This is a genomic window from Candidatus Sororendozoicomonas aggregata (assembly GCF_031528575.1).
GTDB lineage: Bacteria > Pseudomonadota > Gammaproteobacteria > Pseudomonadales > Endozoicomonadaceae > Endonucleibacter > Endonucleibacter aggregata.
The window spans coordinates 1-17076 of record NZ_JAVLSP010000085.1 but is presented as its reverse complement, the minus strand read 5'-3'; the positions used below and the strand labels follow the sequence as shown (position 1 = coordinate 17076).

16 protein-coding genes and 1 CRISPR repeat array are annotated in these 17076 nt (G+C 51.7%); of the genes, 13 read left to right on the top strand and 3 right to left on the bottom strand.

All coding sequences use genetic code 11. The annotated features are described in order from the left end of the window. Positions 1-100 precede the first annotated feature (100 nt). From V4C51_RS14140 to V4C51_RS14125, 4 genes are all read left to right on the top strand, one after another. Positions 101-355, top strand: a complete 255-nt coding sequence (locus V4C51_RS14140; protein ID WP_330926827.1) for a hypothetical protein — start codon at positions 101-103, stop codon at positions 353-355. A gap of 190 nt (positions 356-545) precedes the next feature. Continuing rightward, the gene (locus tag V4C51_RS14135) at positions 546-1715 is read left to right on the top strand and encodes a phage tail sheath subtilisin-like domain-containing protein (RefSeq protein WP_330926826.1); all 1170 of its coding nucleotides are present in this window, start codon (positions 546-548) and stop codon (positions 1713-1715) included. Beyond that, the gene (locus tag V4C51_RS14130; RefSeq protein ID WP_330926825.1) at positions 1715-2221 is read left to right on the top strand and encodes a phage major tail tube protein; all 507 of its coding nucleotides are present in this window, start codon (positions 1715-1717) and stop codon (positions 2219-2221) included. Before V4C51_RS14135 ends, V4C51_RS14130 begins: the two co-directional genes overlap by 1 nt. 31 nt (positions 2222-2252) lie before the next feature. Next, positions 2253-2537, top strand: a complete 285-nt coding sequence (locus V4C51_RS14125; protein ID WP_330926824.1) for a phage tail assembly protein — start codon at positions 2253-2255, stop codon at positions 2535-2537. Between the two features lie 83 nt (positions 2538-2620). Here V4C51_RS14125 and V4C51_RS14120 read toward each other — a convergent pair whose 3' ends face one another. Further along, positions 2621-2896, bottom strand: a complete 276-nt coding sequence (locus tag V4C51_RS14120; RefSeq protein WP_330926823.1) for a hypothetical protein — start codon at positions 2894-2896, stop codon at positions 2621-2623. A 41-nt stretch (positions 2897-2937) separates the two neighbouring features. Between V4C51_RS14120 and V4C51_RS14115 the strand changes: the two genes are divergently transcribed. The 9 genes from V4C51_RS14115 to V4C51_RS14075 all read left to right on the top strand — a co-directional run bounded on the left by V4C51_RS14115 (position 2938) and on the right by V4C51_RS14075 (position 13141). After that, positions 2938-5271: a phage tail tape measure protein gene (locus tag V4C51_RS14115; protein WP_330926822.1), complete on the top strand. Its 2334-nt coding sequence runs from the start codon at positions 2938-2940 to the stop codon at positions 5269-5271. Positions 5272-5276: 5 nt separating this feature from the next. Further along, positions 5277-5726: a phage tail protein gene (locus tag V4C51_RS14110; RefSeq protein WP_330926821.1), complete on the top strand. Its 450-nt coding sequence runs from the start codon at positions 5277-5279 to the stop codon at positions 5724-5726. After that, on the top strand, positions 5719-5958 hold the full coding sequence (locus V4C51_RS14105; RefSeq protein WP_330926820.1) for a tail protein X: 240 nt from the start codon (positions 5719-5721) through the stop codon (positions 5956-5958). The genes V4C51_RS14110 and V4C51_RS14105 overlap by 8 nt, the downstream gene beginning before the upstream one ends. Further along, positions 5958-6935: a contractile injection system protein, VgrG/Pvc8 family gene (locus V4C51_RS14100; protein ID WP_330926829.1), complete on the top strand. Its 978-nt coding sequence runs from the start codon at positions 5958-5960 to the stop codon at positions 6933-6935. Before V4C51_RS14105 ends, V4C51_RS14100 begins: the two co-directional genes overlap by 1 nt. A gap of 34 nt (positions 6936-6969) precedes the next feature. Beyond that, positions 6970-7257 (top strand): hypothetical protein, encoded by a 288-nt coding sequence (locus V4C51_RS14095; protein ID WP_330926819.1) that lies wholly within the window; start codon positions 6970-6972, stop codon positions 7255-7257. A 92-nt stretch (positions 7258-7349) separates the two neighbouring features. After that, positions 7350-9155 carry an acyl-CoA dehydrogenase C-terminal domain-containing protein gene (locus V4C51_RS14090; RefSeq protein WP_330926818.1) on the top strand — a complete coding sequence of 602 codons (1806 nt, stop codon included), beginning with the start codon at positions 7350-7352 and terminating at the stop codon, positions 9153-9155. 353 nt (positions 9156-9508) lie between these two features. Beyond that, positions 9509-10123 carry a hypothetical protein gene (locus V4C51_RS14085; RefSeq protein WP_330926817.1) on the top strand — a complete coding sequence of 205 codons (615 nt, stop codon included), beginning with the start codon at positions 9509-9511 and terminating at the stop codon, positions 10121-10123. 129 nt (positions 10124-10252) lie between these two features. Continuing rightward, positions 10253-12037: an acyl-CoA dehydrogenase C-terminal domain-containing protein gene (locus V4C51_RS14080; protein WP_330926816.1), complete on the top strand. Its 1785-nt coding sequence runs from the start codon at positions 10253-10255 to the stop codon at positions 12035-12037. A gap of 678 nt (positions 12038-12715) precedes the next feature. Beyond that, a complete protein-coding gene (locus V4C51_RS14075) occupies positions 12716-13141 on the top strand; it encodes a hypothetical protein (RefSeq protein ID WP_330926815.1) in 426 nt (141 codons plus the stop codon). 246 nt (positions 13142-13387) lie between these two features. After that, a CRISPR array of direct repeats spans positions 13388-14736; the repeat unit is 28 nt; unit sequence TTTCTAAGCTGCCTGTGCGGCAGTGAAC. 348 nt (positions 14737-15084) lie between these two features. Here V4C51_RS14075 and V4C51_RS14070 read toward each other — a convergent pair. Both V4C51_RS14070 and V4C51_RS14065 read right to left on the bottom strand, forming a co-directional pair. Next, on the bottom strand, positions 15085-16404 hold the full coding sequence (locus V4C51_RS14070) for a WD40 repeat domain-containing protein (RefSeq protein ID WP_330926814.1): 1320 nt from the start codon (positions 16402-16404) through the stop codon (positions 15085-15087). Positions 16405-16916: 512 nt separating this feature from the next. Beyond that, positions 16917-17039 carry a zinc ribbon domain-containing protein gene (locus V4C51_RS14065; RefSeq protein ID WP_330926828.1) on the bottom strand — a complete coding sequence of 41 codons (123 nt, stop codon included), beginning with the start codon at positions 17037-17039 and terminating at the stop codon, positions 16917-16919. Positions 17040-17076 lie beyond the last annotated feature (37 nt).

Here is a 17076-nt window from a genome sequence, read left to right as displayed (position 1 = left end):
GAAAACAGGCGACAGAGAACGCGGGGGAAGAGGCGGACTATATGACCATCGCCCAACCTTTTATTGATCAACTCAACAGCATCAACCCGGAGGCCAGCGCGTGAGAAAAGCCATAACACGGTATGTCTGGAATCTGCTGATTGCCATTGATCAGCTAGTCAATACGTTACTGGCCGGGCATCCTGACGAAACCATCAGCAGCCGCGCCGCCAAGGCTAACCGCCAGGGCAAACGCTGGGGCTGCGTGCTGTGCAAGCTGTTAGACGTGGTAGACCCGGACCACTGTGAAAAGTCTATCGAAGTTGACGAAGGTGATAGGCGCTACCAGAACGCCCAGCAAGGACAGAACGGGTAGCCAGGGCTGCCCCCAAGGGTTTACACTGGCCTTAACGCCCCGTTAACCCCGCTTTATACACCCCCTCTTTTATAAAGAGCAATCCCTGAAATACATCAAGTACCACCCCGGCGTGAATCGGTCACACTAAAAGCCTGTTAAAGGATTTTACTGTACTCCTTATTACTCACTCAGATTCCCCGGAGGGACTATGGCCACGGACTTTCTCCATGGCGTGGAGGTGCTGGAAATTGATGCAGGCCCCCGTCCCATTCAGGTGGCCCGCTCGTCGGTCATTGGCCTGATTGGAACCGCACCGGATGCCGATGCAAATACCTTTCCCTATAACACTGCCACCCTGATCAGCGGCAGTCGGCAAATGGCCGGCAAGCTTGATACCACCGGCAATGGCCTTGGCACACTGCCCAGTGCCATGGATGGCATCTTTGACCAGACCGGTGCCGTAGTGGTTGTGGTACGGGTCCAGGAAGGGGCTGACGATGCCGCTACCCAGGCCAATGTGGTCGGTGGCACTGACGGCAACGGTGAGCACTCTGGTCTCAAGGTGTTTCTGGAAGCCCAGAGTGAGTTGGGTTTTACCCCCCGCCTGTTATGCGCGCCAGGGTTTAGCCACCAGGACGCCGTGGCTGCTGAGATGGAAGTGGTGGCCAATCGTCTGCGGGGTATGGCTATTCTCGACGGCCCTAACAGCACAGATGCTGCTGCCATTGCCAGGGTGGACAGCCATGGCTCGCGCTGTTATCTGGTTGACCCCTGGGTAAAAGTGTTTGATACCGTCGCAGCAGCCGAAAAGGTTGAGCCTGCCTCTGCCCATGTCTGCGGTTTAATCGCCCGCACGGATAACGAACTGGGCTTCTGGCATTCCCCCTCCAACAAAGCTATCTACGGCATTATTGGTCTTGGACGACCCATTGATTTTGTTCTGGGCGATAAGTCGGCCCGGGCGAACCTGCTCAACGGGAAGCACGTGACCACCATTATCCGCCACGATGGCTTCCGCTTGTGGGGTAACCGTAACTGCAACACCTCCGACACCAAGTGGATGTACCTGAGTGTGCGCCGCACGGCGGATATTATCAACGACTCTATTCTGGCGGCGCACCTGTGGGCCGTGGATAAGAACAACGGCAGTGCGTACCTGGAAGCTGTCACCGAAGGGGTGAATGCCTTTATGCGCTCCCTGGAGGCACAAGGTGCCCTCATTGGCGGCCATTGTTATGCCGATCCCGACCTTAACAGCCCGGCCAGTATTCAGCTGGGGCAGGCCTGGTTTAACTTTGAGTTCACCCCACCGTTCCCGGCGGAACGGGTGATCTTCCGTTCCCACCTGGTGAACGATTACCTGGAGGAGATCGCCTGATGATTAAGGACATTGTGACAGGCCTCAATGCCTATGTGGACGGTCGCAGTTATATCGGGGAAGTGGTGGAGCTGGTACTGCCCAAGCTGACCCCGAAGCTGCGTGAATACAGTGCCGGAGGTCTCGGGGCTCCCGTGGATATTCCCACCGGTGAGCTGGAAAAACTCGAAAGCACCGTCACCCTGGCGGGGGTGAACCCTGAATTAATCAAGGGTTTTGGGGTCACGCTTAATAGCATTATCCCGCTGACGTTTCGCGGCCATACCCATTCAGAAGATGGCAGTGAGGGCACGGTGGTCGTGGTTCAGCGCGGGCTGATCAAGGAGCTGGACTGGGGCACCTGGAAGCCCGGCGAAGACAGCCCGCTCAAGGCCACCCTGAGTTTGCACTACTACCGTTATGAGTATCAGGGCGCAGTGCTGATTGAGGCGGACCTGATGAACTATAAGCTGATTGTCAACGGGAAAGACCAGCTGGCCAACTTCCGCGCGTCGTTGATTGGCTAACGGCATTCATTGATTAAAGGACGGTTAACCCATGGTTAAAGGCGCAGAGAAAATCACCCTGGCATTTCCCATTGAAGTGGATGGCACCGAAACCGATACCCTGTACCTGCGCCGCCCCAAGGTGCGGGACCTGAAGCTGATGGACAGCTTCAGTGGGGATGTGGAAAAGAGCATTCAACTGCTGGCGGCATTGTGTGAGATTCCACCGACTTCGGTTGAAGACATGGACACCGCAGACTTTGAACGGTGCAGTAAAAAAGTCGAGGGGTTTATGCAGTCCGCTGGGAAGACCTCCGGCACGTCGTCGCGCGGGTAGCCGCCATCTTGCACCAGCACCTGCCGGTATTAATGGGAATGACCGTGGACGAGCTGCTGGAGTGGGATGGCGAAGCCAGGCGCTTAGCCGGGGAGTTTGCGGCGCAGAGGGGATTCTGAGGGTTTTGAATAACAACCGTGAGCAAGGGGCTGCTGGAAGGCATTGAGCGTGGGATCGTACGCGCGATCAGGCAGCTGGTCTTCAACCGCCAGCTGACGTGACACCAGGGTGTAAATCACCACAAAAGGTGCGGCCACGCCAATGGCCATGACGGCTCCCTCTATATAACCGACCCAGGCAATAAAGCCCCAAAAGACCGCCTGGAGAGCGATAGCCGCGAATGCGTAAAGTAGTCCCATAAAAACCTCCGTGTAAAACAACAGTATAGACCATTGAACCCATGAAAGACCTGAACCTGTCCGTGATTATCAGCGCTGTGGATCGCATGACGCAACCCGTGCGTAAGGTGATGCAGTCCACGGACCGGCTGACGGACAGCGTAAAGCAGCAACAAACGGTGCTCAACAAGCTGGGCCGCATGGACAGTGATATCAAGCACTTTCGCCAGCTGCGCCAGAGCACCCAAAACACGGCAAAGTCCCTGTCTGAGGCCCGCACCAAAGCCACTCGCCTGGGCCAGCAGCTGCACCAGAGCACAACACCCACCCGGAAAATGCAGCAGGCCTTTGATCAGGCCCGGCGCAGTGTTCAGACCCTGCAACGCCAGCACACCAGCCAGCAACACCAACTGCAACAGCTACGCAGCCGACTGAATCAGGCCAGTGTCTCCACCCGCAACCTGGGCGAAGCACAACGGCGACTCAAACAAGAAACCCGACAGACCAGCCAGGCACTGGAGAGCCAGAATACCCGACTGGAAAAGATGCAGGTGGCTCGCCAGCGTATTGCCACCCGTATGGCCACAGCCGCCAATATGATGTTTGTGGGCCATGCGGCGGGGCAGGTGGGCAGAACGGCTGCGGGGATGCTGAGAGCACCGGTACAAACCGCTGTGCAGTTTGAAGAAGCCATGAGTGGGGTGGGGGCTGTTGCCCGGGCCAGTGCTGAGCAAATAACCCAGCTGACCAATAAAGCCAAAGAGCTGGGAGCGACGACCCGCTACTCTGCCAGTGAAGCCGCCGCCGGTATGAAATACCTGGCCATGGCTGGGTTTAGCGCCGGGCAGATTACCGCTAGCCTGCCGGGTGTTATGAACATGGCCACGGCGGGGGCAGCGGATCTGGGCAGGGCCAGCGATATTGCCTCGGATATTTTAAGTGCCTTTGGTCTGGAAGCCACGGAGATGGAGCGGGTAGCAGACACCCTGACCGCTACCTTTACCCGCGCCAATACCAAACTGGAGATGCTGGGTGAGTCCATGAAGTATGTGGGCCCGGTGGCACGCACGGCTGGGATGAGCCTGGAAGAAACTGCCGCCATGGCCGGGCTGTTGGGTAATGTGGGCATTAAATCCAGTATGGCTGGCACCACCTTACGGGCCATGCTGCAAGGGCTGGCGGCACCCACAGGTGCGGCAGCAGATACCCTGCAAACACTGGGGATTGAGGTGCATGATCTGGAAGGGAACCTGCGCTCAGTACCCACCCTGCTGGGTGAGCTTGCCGAAGCCACCGCCAGTATGGGCAGTGGTGAGCGGCTGTCCGTTCTTAAAACCCTGTTTGATGCTGAAGCAGCAGCGGGTGTCTCTGAGCTTATTGGTCAGGAAGGGGCCAGGGGAATCACCAGGTTTACGGCCATCTTGAAAGAAGCTGGCACCGAGGCAACCCGTGTGGCACAGCAAATGGATAACAATGCTGCCGGTGGCTTCAGGGCGATGAACTCTGCCATCGAAGGGATGCAAATCAGTTTTGGGGACTTACTGCTACCGGCAGTTAGAGCTGCTACCGATATTATTACCGGGCTAACCCGCAGAATGCGCAGCTTTATCCACGAGTGGCCCACCTTATCCAGGTGGGTGGGCTTTGGTATTGCCGCCATTGCCGGGCTGGCCTTTGCCTTCTCGGGCTTGATGATGGTGCTGGCCAGTACCCTGGGTGCCACGGTGATTGTCCGCTATGGTTTGCAGGCACTGGGTATTAAAGGGCTGTTTGGCGCCGGTGCAATAAAAGCCCTGACTGTCTCGTGCTTCAGTTTTGTGGGTAAAGCGGTGCCAGTGATGCTGGGTGGGTTGAAAGCGCTGACCATCGCACTGATGACCAACCCCATGGGTTTACTGATTGGCAGCATTGCTCTGGCCGCAGGGCTGATCATTGCCAACTGGGAGAAAATTGGTTCGTGGTTCAGTGGCTTGTGGGCAGGCGTTAAAGAGCTGTTTACGGGTGGTTGGAACGTCATTAAAAAGGTGTTTTCGTTCTCCCCGCTGGGTTTGGTGATGAAAGCCTGGGGGCCGATGCTGGAGTGGATCAGTGGCAAGATCGCCTGGGTTGGCAATGCAGTGAGCACGGTCACCAACCTGTTCAGTGATGACGATGAGAGCAGCAAAAGCACAGCCAGCAAAAAAGCGGCTGTGGCCGCAGCAGTGACGGCAGCGGCGGCAACACCCGTGGCGGCTACGCCTGCAACCAGCACACCTGAACCTGTAAGCCAGCAGTATACCCTCCAGATTCATCAACAACCGGGCGAAGATGCCGAAGCACTGGCCGAGCGGGTCATGGCCAGGCTGCGTGAAAAGGATGCCCATGCCCGAAGCGGTGCCCAGTATGATCAGGAATAACGTCGATGAGTAAAGCGATTATGCTGGCCCTGGGGGCTTACCGGTTCAGCATTAACACCGCTGCCCACCAACGGCTGCAACGAACCAGCCAGTACCGCTGGCAGGCACAACAGCGTATCGGACAGAAGGCAGTGAACCAGTACCTGGGACCGGGTAATGACCGCATTACCCTGGAAGGGGAAATACTGCCGCATTTTAAGGGTGGCCTGCGCCAGGTAGATGCCATGCGGACCGAGGCTGGCAAAGGTGAGGCGCAGATCCTGTCAGACAGCGCTGGCACCGTGTGGGGCAAGTGGTGCATTCTGACGATTGAGGACACCTGGAGTGATCTGGGCCCCGATGGGACGCCACGGCGGATTACCTTCCGGCTGACCTTGCAGGAAGATGGGGACGACAAACTGGCTGGCCTGCCAACGCTGGGCATTATCACCCCTATTCAGGGCACCTTTGTTTAAGAGAAGTCTAAAAAGCATAGAAGAAGCAACGATGAAATACCGTACCCGCGAGAATGATATGCTGGACCGTATCTGCCTGGCCCATTATGGCCGGGCTGATGCCGTCCCTGAGGTGCTGGCGTCGAACCCTCAACTGGCAGAGCAGCCCCCGGTGCTCCCGGCCAATCTGATCATCGACCTGCCCACCCTGACCCAGCCCCATGAACCGACCCCCGTGAGGCTTTGGGATTGATGACACCGGATTTTACTGTCCAGGCGGATACGCAAAATATTACTGACACCATCAAGCGCCATCTGATCAGCCTGCGGATTACCGATGAGGCCGGCTGGCAGTCGGATAGTCTGGAGATCCGGCTGGATGATCCAAAAAGCGCCATGGCATTACCCCGCCACGGGGCTGAGCTGCTGGTGAGTCTTGGCTATATAAAGGAAGGGACTGTAAGGATGGGGACGTTTACCGTGGACGAGGTGAGCGTGGAAGGGCCGCCAGAGACCCTGATTATCCGCGCCCGGGCGGCTAACTTCCGCAATAGCTTAAAAGAGCAGAAGACCCGTGCCTGGGAAGGCGTCACTCTTGGGGACCTGGTGAGCACCATCGCCAGTGAGCATGGCCTGTCACCGGTGATCAGTGAGGCACTGGCCGCTAAAGTGCTGATCCATATCGACCAGGTGGATGAGTCTGACCTGCATTTTTTAACGCGCCTGTCCAAAGATATGGGCGCTATCAGCAAACCTGCAGAGAACCGTTTGTTGTTCGTAACGCGCGGGGAAGCCCGGACTGCCAGCAGTAAACCTATGCCCGAGATCCCCCTGCACCGATCGGAGCTGACCCGCTACCAGTTCAGCCTGGCGGACCGTGGCAAATACGCCGCCGTCATTGCCCACTGGCACAACAGCGAAACCGGCCAGAGCACCCCCGTCAAAGTGGGTGAAACCGACACCAAGCCTGTGTTTACCCTCAAAGGGCTACACCCCGACGCCAGCGCCGCTGAAAGCGCCGCCACTGCTAAACTGCAAGCGCTCAGAAGAGGCCAGGCCACCGGCAGTCTGACCGTCCCTGGCAGGGCCGACCTGATGGCCGAAACCCTCCTCCAGATCAGCGGTATAAAACCTACTATTGACGGTGACTGGATCATCACCCGCGCCGAACATGAGCTGGGCAGCCAGGGCTATATCACCCGCCTGAGTGTAGAGAGTCCAACTAAATGAAGGCACACTGCGCGGTTTAACAGGACGTTAACGGGTGTTTAACGCTTCGCTGAAAAGTCGGCGAACCCTCAAAATGTACCCAAATGGTGCATTTTACGCAGGACGGTTTGGGAATACCTGGAACCTGAGAAAGGGGCGCGTCAATGGGTCTGGTACAGACAGTCGCCGTATAAATCCGGCGTTTTGCTCAAAAAACACTCGCAAAGCAGGGGTGAACAGGTCTATTGCACGACAGGTGTCATTCCCAAACCCATCGACCAAAAATCCCAAACCCATCGACGCGCTACACGCTACAAACTACACAGATAATAACAAAAGTTGACAAAGCGTAATTTAAAACGTAGGTTTCAAACATACGTTTGACTCACTGCTATAATGATATAACAATGACAAAACACCCTTGGAGGTAGTGTCATGCCTGAATATAAAGCCCCACTTCGTGACCTTCGCTTTGTTCGCAATGAGCTGCTCAATTATGCAGAACACTATGCCAATCTCCCCAATGGACAAGATGCTACCCCGGACATGGTAGACGCCATCATGGAAGAAGGTGCCAAATTCTGTGAACAAATGCTATCCCCTCTCAATCGCATTGGTGACGAGCAGGGCTGTACTCGAAATGATGACGGCAGTGTCAAAACTCCCGATGGTTTTAAAGAAGCTTATAAACAGTTTGTGGAAGGAGGCTGGGCTTCTTTGGAAAACACTACGGAGTATGGCGGTCAAGGACTGCCCATTTCTCTGGGGGTCGTGCTGCGTGAAATGATGGGGCAGGCTAACTGGTCCTGGGCCATGTATCCCGGTCTGAGCCACGGTGCCATGAATACCCTGGAAGCCCATGGTACTGATGAGCAAAAGCAAACGTACCTTACCAAGCTGATTTCCGGTGAATGGACTGGCACTATGTGTCTCACTGAAGCACACTGTGGCACTGACCTTGGCATGCTGCGGACAAAGGCCGAACCACAGGACGATGGTTCCTACACAATCAATGGCACCAAAATTTTCATTTCCTCTGGCGAACACGATATGAGCGAAAATATTGTGCATATTGTACTCGCTCGTCTGCCCGATGCGCCCGAAGGTGTCAAAGGTATCTCACTGTTTATTGTGCCCCGCCAGTTGCCAGAAGGTGAGGGTGTCAGCGCAGAGAACAACGGTGTAACCTGTGGTTCCCTTGAGCACAAAATGGGCATTCACGGAAATTCCACTTGTGTGATGAATTTCGATAATGCCAAAGGTTTTCTGGTTGGCACTGCTAATAAAGGACTGAACTGCATGTTCACCTTTATGAATACCGCACGAATTGGTACGGGTTTACAAGGTATTGCCCATGGAGAAACAGCCTTTCAGGGCGCGCTGCGATACGCCCGTGAGAGGGTGCAGGGTCGTTCGCTCAATGGCCCCAAAAACCCCGACGCACCTGCTGATTCTTTGATGGTACATCCCGATATTCGGCGAATGTTACTCACCATCAAGGCTTTCACCGAAGGCAATCGTGCCATGGCCTACTTTGCCGCTAAACTTGCCGATTTAACCCATGAAAGCAATGACGAAGAAACCCGCAAGCAAGCAGAATTGCAACTAGGGTTCTTAACCCCGATTGTCAAAGCCTTCTTTACCGAAACTGGCTTTGAATGTGCCAATCTTGGTTTACAGTGCCTTGGTGGTCATGGCTATATTGCCGAGTGGGGCATGGAACAAAATGTCAGAGATAGCCGAATTTCCATGATTTATGAAGGAACCACCGGCATTCAGGCACTGGATCTACTGGGGCGCAAAGTCCTGATGAGTCAGGGAGAATCATTGAGATGCTTCACCAAGATTATTCATAAATTCTGTCAGGCCCATGCTGAAAATGAACAACTTCAGGAATTTATTGAACCTTTGAAGGCGATCAATAAAGAGTGGGGTGAAATTACCATGGGCATTGGCATGAAAGCGATGAAGAACCGGGAGGAAGTGGGCGCCGCTTCGGTGGATTACCTGATGTTCTCTGGCTATGCCGCCCTTGCCTACTTTTGGGCTGATATGGCGCGTGTTGCCCATGAAAAACTGGCCGAAGGCACCTCGGAAGCCGGTTTCTATAAAGCCAAGATTCAAACGGCGAAATTTTTCTATGAGCGCTTGCTGCCAAGGGCATATGCTCACAAAACCTGCGTAGAGTCAGGGGCTGATACCCTGCTAAGCATGAATGAAGCTGATTTTGGGGATGTTTAAGAAGCTGTTCACGAACAACGTCTGATAAAAGCTGTCTTTTCTGACCGCGCTCGCGCTGTTGCAAGGAAAATTTGAACGCCAACTTTGCGTTCAAACGTCTTGCAATAGCGTCTTGCCAGTAAACCCAAAGCGCTTGAAACCCGACATCACTCACTTCGGTTTGAGGAAAAAAAGCGCCCGACGCGCTTTCCGTCCCGGAGGCCGTCTGAAATGCGTTTTGGTTGACTCATTGTTTCACCTTGTTTTGACGCGCAATCTACAATGCTCATCACAATGGGGTAAAACACAGTGTCATAAAAAATCTGAACTAATCTTTAAGGGTTTATAATAAACCCCGAAAAGAGCACTCAGGAATGACTATATTAAAATCTGCCTGCCTGGCATTGGTCACTAGCCTTTCAATTTTGTTGTCATTACCACTATTGGCAGGTGATACCCATTATGGGAATTATGGGAAAACCGTTAATCCGCCACTTACTTCTATTGTCGCAAGGGCCGATGACAACCCTGATTCCCTTCAAAGTCACTCTACTTCCGACCCGGCATCAAACGAGATGAACGCATCAAGCTGGAAGACCAGATTCTGGGGCCGGCCTTTTCGTAATCATCTTTACCTTGGCATGTGGAGCTACCATCTCCAACCCAGAGATGACCAGGATTGGAACAACCAGCTCATTGCCATCTCCTACCACGGTTATTATGCCGGTACGTTTTACAATACCTTTAGCGACCGGTCCTGGTCATTAGGTGTCCAGCGCCAGTGGTTTCAAAATAACTACGGCCCCCTTGATGTTGAAGTGGGTTACCGTGCTGGCCTGCTGAACGGGTATAAAAACCACATGAATCTGTATGATACACACTTGTTTCCTCTCTTTCAGGTGGTTGCTGATATTGACTATAAAGGCCTGGGGGTAGAGTTTTCCTGGGCAGGAGTGGTTCTCACCGCGGGTTTTTTCTACCGCTTTTAGACCGCCATTTGGAATAGTTAAAACGTTAGTTTAAAACGTTCTTTTGAAGGTTGTGATGTCTGTTGTAAACTGTCCTGTATAGGTTTTTAGAATAAATAACACAGCGGCAAGATCTCAGGAGTAACGTCCATGACCACCTATAACGCCCCCTTGCGTGATATGCGTTTTGTAATGCACGAGGTGTTCAACGCATCAAAGAGGTGGCAGCAATGGCCTGCCCTTCAGGATACCGTAGACAGAGATATTGCCGATGCCATTCTCGAAGAAAGCGCCAAGCTTGCCTCACAGGTTGTCGCGCCCATTAACCGCCCGGGCGATGAGGAGAGTTGTCAATGGAACGAAGGGGTAGTGACAACTCCGGCGGGTTACCGTGAAGCCTATCAACAATGTGCAGAGGGCGGCTGGGTAGGTTTAGCTGGCAACCCGCAGTATGGGGGGATGGGCATGCCAAAAGTGCTCGGCGCGCAGTTCGATGAAATGATGAGCAGCGCCAGTCTGGCGTTTATTCTTTACCCCAGCCTGACCTCCGGTGCGACACTGGCCCTCAATGCCCATGGCTCTGACGAATTAAAAGCGTTCTACCTGCCAAAAATGTACAGTGGGCAGTGGTCAGGTTCCATGTGCCTGACAGAACCCCATGCCGGCACCGATTTAGGCATGATCAAGACCAAGGCAGTGCCCTGTGATGATGGCAGTTATCAGATTACCGGCACAAAAATATTTATTACCGCCGGGGAACATGACCTGACAGAGAATATCATTCATCTGGTGCTTGCCAAGTTGCCTGATGCCCCTGCGGGTACCAAAGGCATCTCGCTTTTTCTGGTGCCTAAAATCAACCCGAACAGCGATGGTACTTTAGGTGAGGCCAATAAAGTAAGCTGTGGCTCCCTTGAACACAAAATGGGTATCAAGGCTTCTGCCACTTGCGTGATGAACTATGATGGCGCAAAAGGTTATCTGGTTGGTGAAGCCAACAAAGGTCTGGCAGCCATGTTTACCATGATGAACTACGAGCGCCTGTTTGTGGGCATACAGGGATTAGGCTGTGGTGAAATGTCATACCAGAGCGCGCTCGCCTATGCCAAAGACCGCTTGCAGGGGCGGGCAGCCACAGGTATCACCAGCAAAGACAAACCGGCTGACCCTCTTTTAGTCCACGGGGATGTCCGTCGCATGCTGATGACCATGAAGGCTCTAAACGAAGGTGGTCGTGCATTTTCAACGTACGTAGCCATGCAACTGGATATTGCCAAATACAGTAATGAATCCGAAGAAAAAGCCCAGGCTGACGCATTAGTCGCCTTACTCACCCCCGTTACCAAAGCCTTTTTCACTGATGCGGGGCTTGAAACCTGTCTGACAGGCCAACAGATCTTTGGCGGTCATGGTTATATCCGCGAATGGGGGCAAGAGCAACTCGTTCGTGATGTGCGCATTACCCAGATCTATGAAGGTACCAATGGTATTCAGGCACTGGACTTACTTGGTAGAAAGGTGGTTAAAAATGGCGGCGCCAATGTTGAGCGATTTGTCGCTGAGGTTCGCCAAAGCCTGACCGCTTGTCAACACAATGACCTGGCTGTGACGCTGGAAAAAGCCCTTGATCGGCTTGAAGCCCTGACACGGGGCGTTCTTACCCAGAGCAAAAATGACCCCAATGCTATCAGCTCAGCCTGCGTGGAATACCTCCATGCATTTTCTTATGTTGCCTATGGCTGGATGTGGCTGTTGATGGCCGATGAGGCCAAACGAAAGTTACAACAAGGGCACCAAGACCAATCTTTCTACGAAGCTAAACTCACCACTGCCCGCTTTTATTTTCAGCGACTACTGCCTCGGATGTATGCTCTGGCAGAAGCAGTAGAGGCCGGTTCTGAAACGCTGTATGGGTTATCAGAGGGGCAGTTTTAGGTTTTCCCTATTCCTCCAGCCAGGTTGCTGGAGGATTCCCATCAAACGTCTACTGTCTTATTATTTCGCGTCTTCAAAAGCTCTACCGAACCCTCTCCACAGGCTAACATGCTGTGTCCCAACGCTAGGAGCTTGAGTGTCAGCATGCTCAGAATAACCACAAGCTATACACTTGATTGTTGCCTGAGTTTTTCTGTTTGCTTTAGTAGAAGTGATTAAGGAATATATTGAGAATCAAGATCAGCCTTGGGCAGACTGAACGACTTGAACAGAAAATGCCATTATAAAGTTTTAAGATAATCTTCCAAATGTGGATTATACTGCTCATAACAGACAAATAAGTAACAGAAAACAGACTTTTACTGACAAGAATAATATGGGCTTGCCATGCCACTTACTCCTCCGGTAGAGATCCTCCCGGTTTTTTCGCCTTATGAAAGTCCATAGGAAAATCTCTACGGCCTGGATAACGTTCTGGAATTAACTAACCCGGCAACTTTCCAGGATACCACTAAATTAAAGAGTTCTTGCCTGGTAGCGCCTGTTTCCTCCCATGAGCATTCCCGTGGTTATTTCTCAGGCTTCGTTTTTCGTGGGGACTAACGGCCCATCATAATTGTGTTAAAAAATGGGTTTGAAAGGCAGGCTCCTTTAACGTCGATGGATCAGCTGCCAAGGATGGCCGGTGCGATTGGAGGGATAACCTACTCTGAAGGTATTTCGACATCGGTTTGTGCCCAAGTGGCCAGCACCTACCGTTCTGATCCAAAATGTTGGTTAGTTACAGAACTGGCTTACCTTATTGATGCCGTTAACTTTTCAGGCTTTGCTATACCTAACCCCCGACCTGAACATCCCTTTGTCCGGGAGTTTCCCATTTTGGCAGGGATATACGAAGTGAACTTTATGCATTCTATTCCCAATACCAGCATTGTCGGAGCAGTATGGCCTGGAAACACAGCACGACCAATAATGGGAAGATTCTGGCCCCACTATCCACAATCCCTCAGACTTGCGGTAAACCCTGAGTACGAAGGCGGTATGGAGGGCGCAAAAGCTGTGGCCGCACAATTTAATAACGTGCAGGTTAGAGGTGGTAGTTAGCTTTACCCCATAACTGGATTCGGACCGGCCTGTATTGTTGCTAGGAGCCTGTCGGGCTTAAGCTTTCGCGCATGAAATTCAGTAGAGCGAGTCAGATTTTTCGATGGATTTGTGCGAATAGTTGATCCTAAATTCCGCAGTTGAATTTTGTAAACTCCTTCTATTCCTTGTGACAGTCGGGCTTGCGCATTTTTATAGCACCCCTTTTGGGTGAGTGTGCAAAACAGCCTGCTCGCTTTTAACCTGTTTCTAAGCTGCCTGTGCGGCAGTGAACAAAAAGGCAAAGGCTTGCCGTTGTCTCCCGGTTTTCTAAGCTGCCTGTGCGGCAGTGAACCTAGTGGAGACATAGTAACAATAAATTGCACATTTCTAAGCTGCCTGTGCGGCAGTGAACCTCACAACTTACAACACTTCACATCCATGGCGTTTCTAAGCTGCCTGTGCGGCAGTGAACGCTGCGACGGCATTATCACAGGAACACCTGGATTTCTAAGCTGCCTGTGCGGCAGTGAACTTCCAGCCAGGCCGCATGAACACTATATTCCCTTTCTAAGCTGCCTGTGCGGCAGTGAACTCTCCTCCCCGAGCATAGAGGCATTTTTAGTGTTTCTAAGCTGCCTGTGCGGCAGTGAACACCCTGGTCTCAGGCAACAAGATATTATCTTTCTTTCTAAGCTGCCTGTGCGGCAGTGAACGTATTCATTCTTTGCTGTGTTTGCTGCTAATTTTTCTAAGCTGCCTGTGCGGCAGTGAACGAAGATGCAACAACAAGCACACAACAAGCACTTTTCTAAGCTGCCTGTGCGGCAGTGAACAAATAATGGACCGGTCATCCATGATCATTGGGTTTTCTAAGCTGCCTGTGCGGCAGTGAACATCTTGCACTTGAGAGAGCGTATCATCTTTGTTTTCTAAGCTGCCTGTGCGGCAGTGAACTTTCTGATTTAACTGCTTTTCTTGCTGAGCTTTTTCTAAGCTGCCTGTGCGGCAGTGAACACCCTGCAAACGTTCGCACTCCCTAGGGGTGATTTCTAAGCTGCCTGTGCGGCAGTGAACTTGCGCTGATTAACCCGCTTGTGCTTGCAGGTTTTCTAAGCTGCCTGTGCGGCAGTGAACCCGCTACGGAGCTAATGATGCGTTTTCTAGATTTCTAAGCTGCCTGTGCGGCAGTGAACACTCTAAAGCTTTATTATACACTTTAAAGAAATTTCTAAGCTGCCTGTGCGGCAGTGAACCTGACGACACAGGGTGCAGGTTTTCACTGAGTTTTCTAAGCTGCCTGTGCGGCAGTGAACGCATATAAGTGTTGGTTACAAAGTACACGGATTTTCTAAGCTGCCTGTGCGGCAGTGAACCAAATGTCCAGCCGTTTGGTTTTGAATTCGTTTTTCTAAGCTGCCTGTGCGGCAGTGAACTTAACCCGCTTTTTCTTGTTTGAGCTCTTTCTTTTCTAAGCTGCCTGTGCGGCAGTGAACTTGGGCAACTGCTCCTGATGAGTTTCCAAATATTTCTAAGCTGCCTGTGCGGCAGTGAACCTCTTCTTAACGTCAAAGAATCTCTTGATTTTTTTCTAAGCTGCCTGTGCGGCAGTGAACTAGAGATTTTCAGCAAGAAAACGAGCTGCACCAACCACCCCAGCCTGAAAAGCTAAAAATACCCTTTTTTGAGGCTATATTGCAACCCATTGATTTTAAACATATTTTTAAATGGCGTAAATTTTTGGGTCAAAAACAGGGTAATGCCCTGTGGTCACTTTTTCTGGTCTGGCCGTACGAAGTGAAAGTGCACTTTTTATCAACAGGCTATCAATCGGCTATCAATCGGCGCTATTCGTTCTTGACCAATAAACTACCGAAACCGCTGCTCAGAACTTGAACTTTTGAACCAGATAAACAGTGCTTCAGTGCGCTCGCTGGCAATGGCTGCATTGTTTCATGTTCATATCAACCGCCCTCCTTGGTACCACTGAGATTCCACACTTTTATAGTCCGATCCCAAGAGCCTGAAACCAGCCGTCCATCAGACATTGCCGTGACGGACGTCACCGAAGATGTGTGGCCTACCAGTGTTCCTACACACCGCTCCCCTTCAGGTTTGCTCAAATCCCACACCTTTATGGTGTTGTCAGCAGAGCCCGAAACCAGCCGCCCATCCGGCAGTAATGTGAGGGCCAGCACTTCACCGCTATGCCCCGTTAATATCGCCACACATCGATGCCCTTGAGGTTTACTCAGATCCCATATCTTTATGGTTTTGTCATAAGAGCCTGAAACCAGCCGTCCATCTGGCAGTACCAAAAGGGACGTCACACAACCCTTATGGCCCGTCAGTGTCTCCTGGTAACGGATGGAACATTTGGGGGTTGAGTGCGGCATCTTTTCCCCCGCCGGTGTCTTGTCCAATTGCTCTTCACCCACGGAGTGTCGTTTATCACTGACTATATCGAAATTATTGACATTATTGACACTCCACACCTTTATGGTCTTATCGAAAGAGGCCGAAACCAGCCGTCCATCATGCAGTTGCTCGACTGAATGCACTGGACCTTGATGGCTCTGCGGGAATTCGTCCCCTGTTATTGTGCGTTCATCCCCTTTAAGTTGACTCAGATCCCACACATTGATGGCGCCCTCACCAAAACCAAAGTCAAAATCAAAACCAGAGCCAGAACCCGAAGCCAGCCGCCCATCACTCAGTACCGTGACTGACTCCACAGAACCTTTATGATCTCCTAGCGTTGACACGCGTTGCTCCATTACAGGCTTACTCAGATCCCACACCTTTAATGTCAAGTCATCAGAACCTGAAACCAGCCGTCCGTCAGGCAGAATTGTGAGGCAGTTCACTCCCCCATCATGCGTCAGCGTCGCTTCACATCGTTTTCCTTCAGGTTTATTTAGATTCCAGACCTTTATGATCCCGCAAGAACCACCTGAAACCAGCCGCCCATCATTCAGTACCGTGACTGAAAGCACCCAGTAACAATGCCCTCTTAGTGTTGTCATACACAACTCAGCATTTTCTCCCAGTGATTTCAGATACTCATTGCTTTGATGCCGGTAAAAGGCCATGCGTAATAATGGATCATTAATGTCGCTGCCCGGGATAGAAGGAATCTTCATCTGTTCCATGCTTTTCCTGTAGGCTTCAGGGTTAGCGCCATAATACTGTTTCGATAAAGTTGTTAGTTTTTCTATTTCCAGGGCATATAAAAAAGAAGATGAAAGAATCATCATCAGAATGGGCAAACGTGCAAACTTCATAATTGACTCATTCCCACTATTTTATTTGTTGTACTGACGTTGACAGTTGATAATCGGTGGCCTCAATGATGTGTAATATCAATGGCCTTTTCCAGTTGCAACATAACTGGATATTTTCAAGAATATAAGTGGTTCAATCGAACAGCTTCACTACATAATTTTATAGTCGTGAGTATTTTAAACTCATAAAAAAATAACAGCTTTTTTAGAATAGTAGTTTATTTTAAATTCACCAGTCGCGATTGGCGTCGTCTTTTGTGGGCCGTTTCAAACCTACATAACCACCGTTATAAAAACTCAGTATTTTCTAAGCTGCCTGTGCGGCAGTGAACAAAGATTCATAGCGTTACCGGAAAAGTGAATATTTCTAAGCTGCCTGTGCGGCAGTGAACTCTTAAGAAATAAATAGCCAAAACCGCTACTCAGAACTTGAACTTTTAACCCGGATAAACGGTGTTTTAGCGCGCTCGCTGACAATCACCACGTTGTTTTATGTTGACATCCTCCCACTGCTAAAGCAGTGGGATTCCTCCAGCGAGACGGCTATGCCCAGCCGCAAGAATGTTCTTTGCTGCATTTGAATCACGCGGGTGTTCAGCTCCGCACTCTGAACAAGTCCATTCTCTTATTCGCAAACCTGCTCTACCTTTCGGACTGCTGGACGGGATAGTG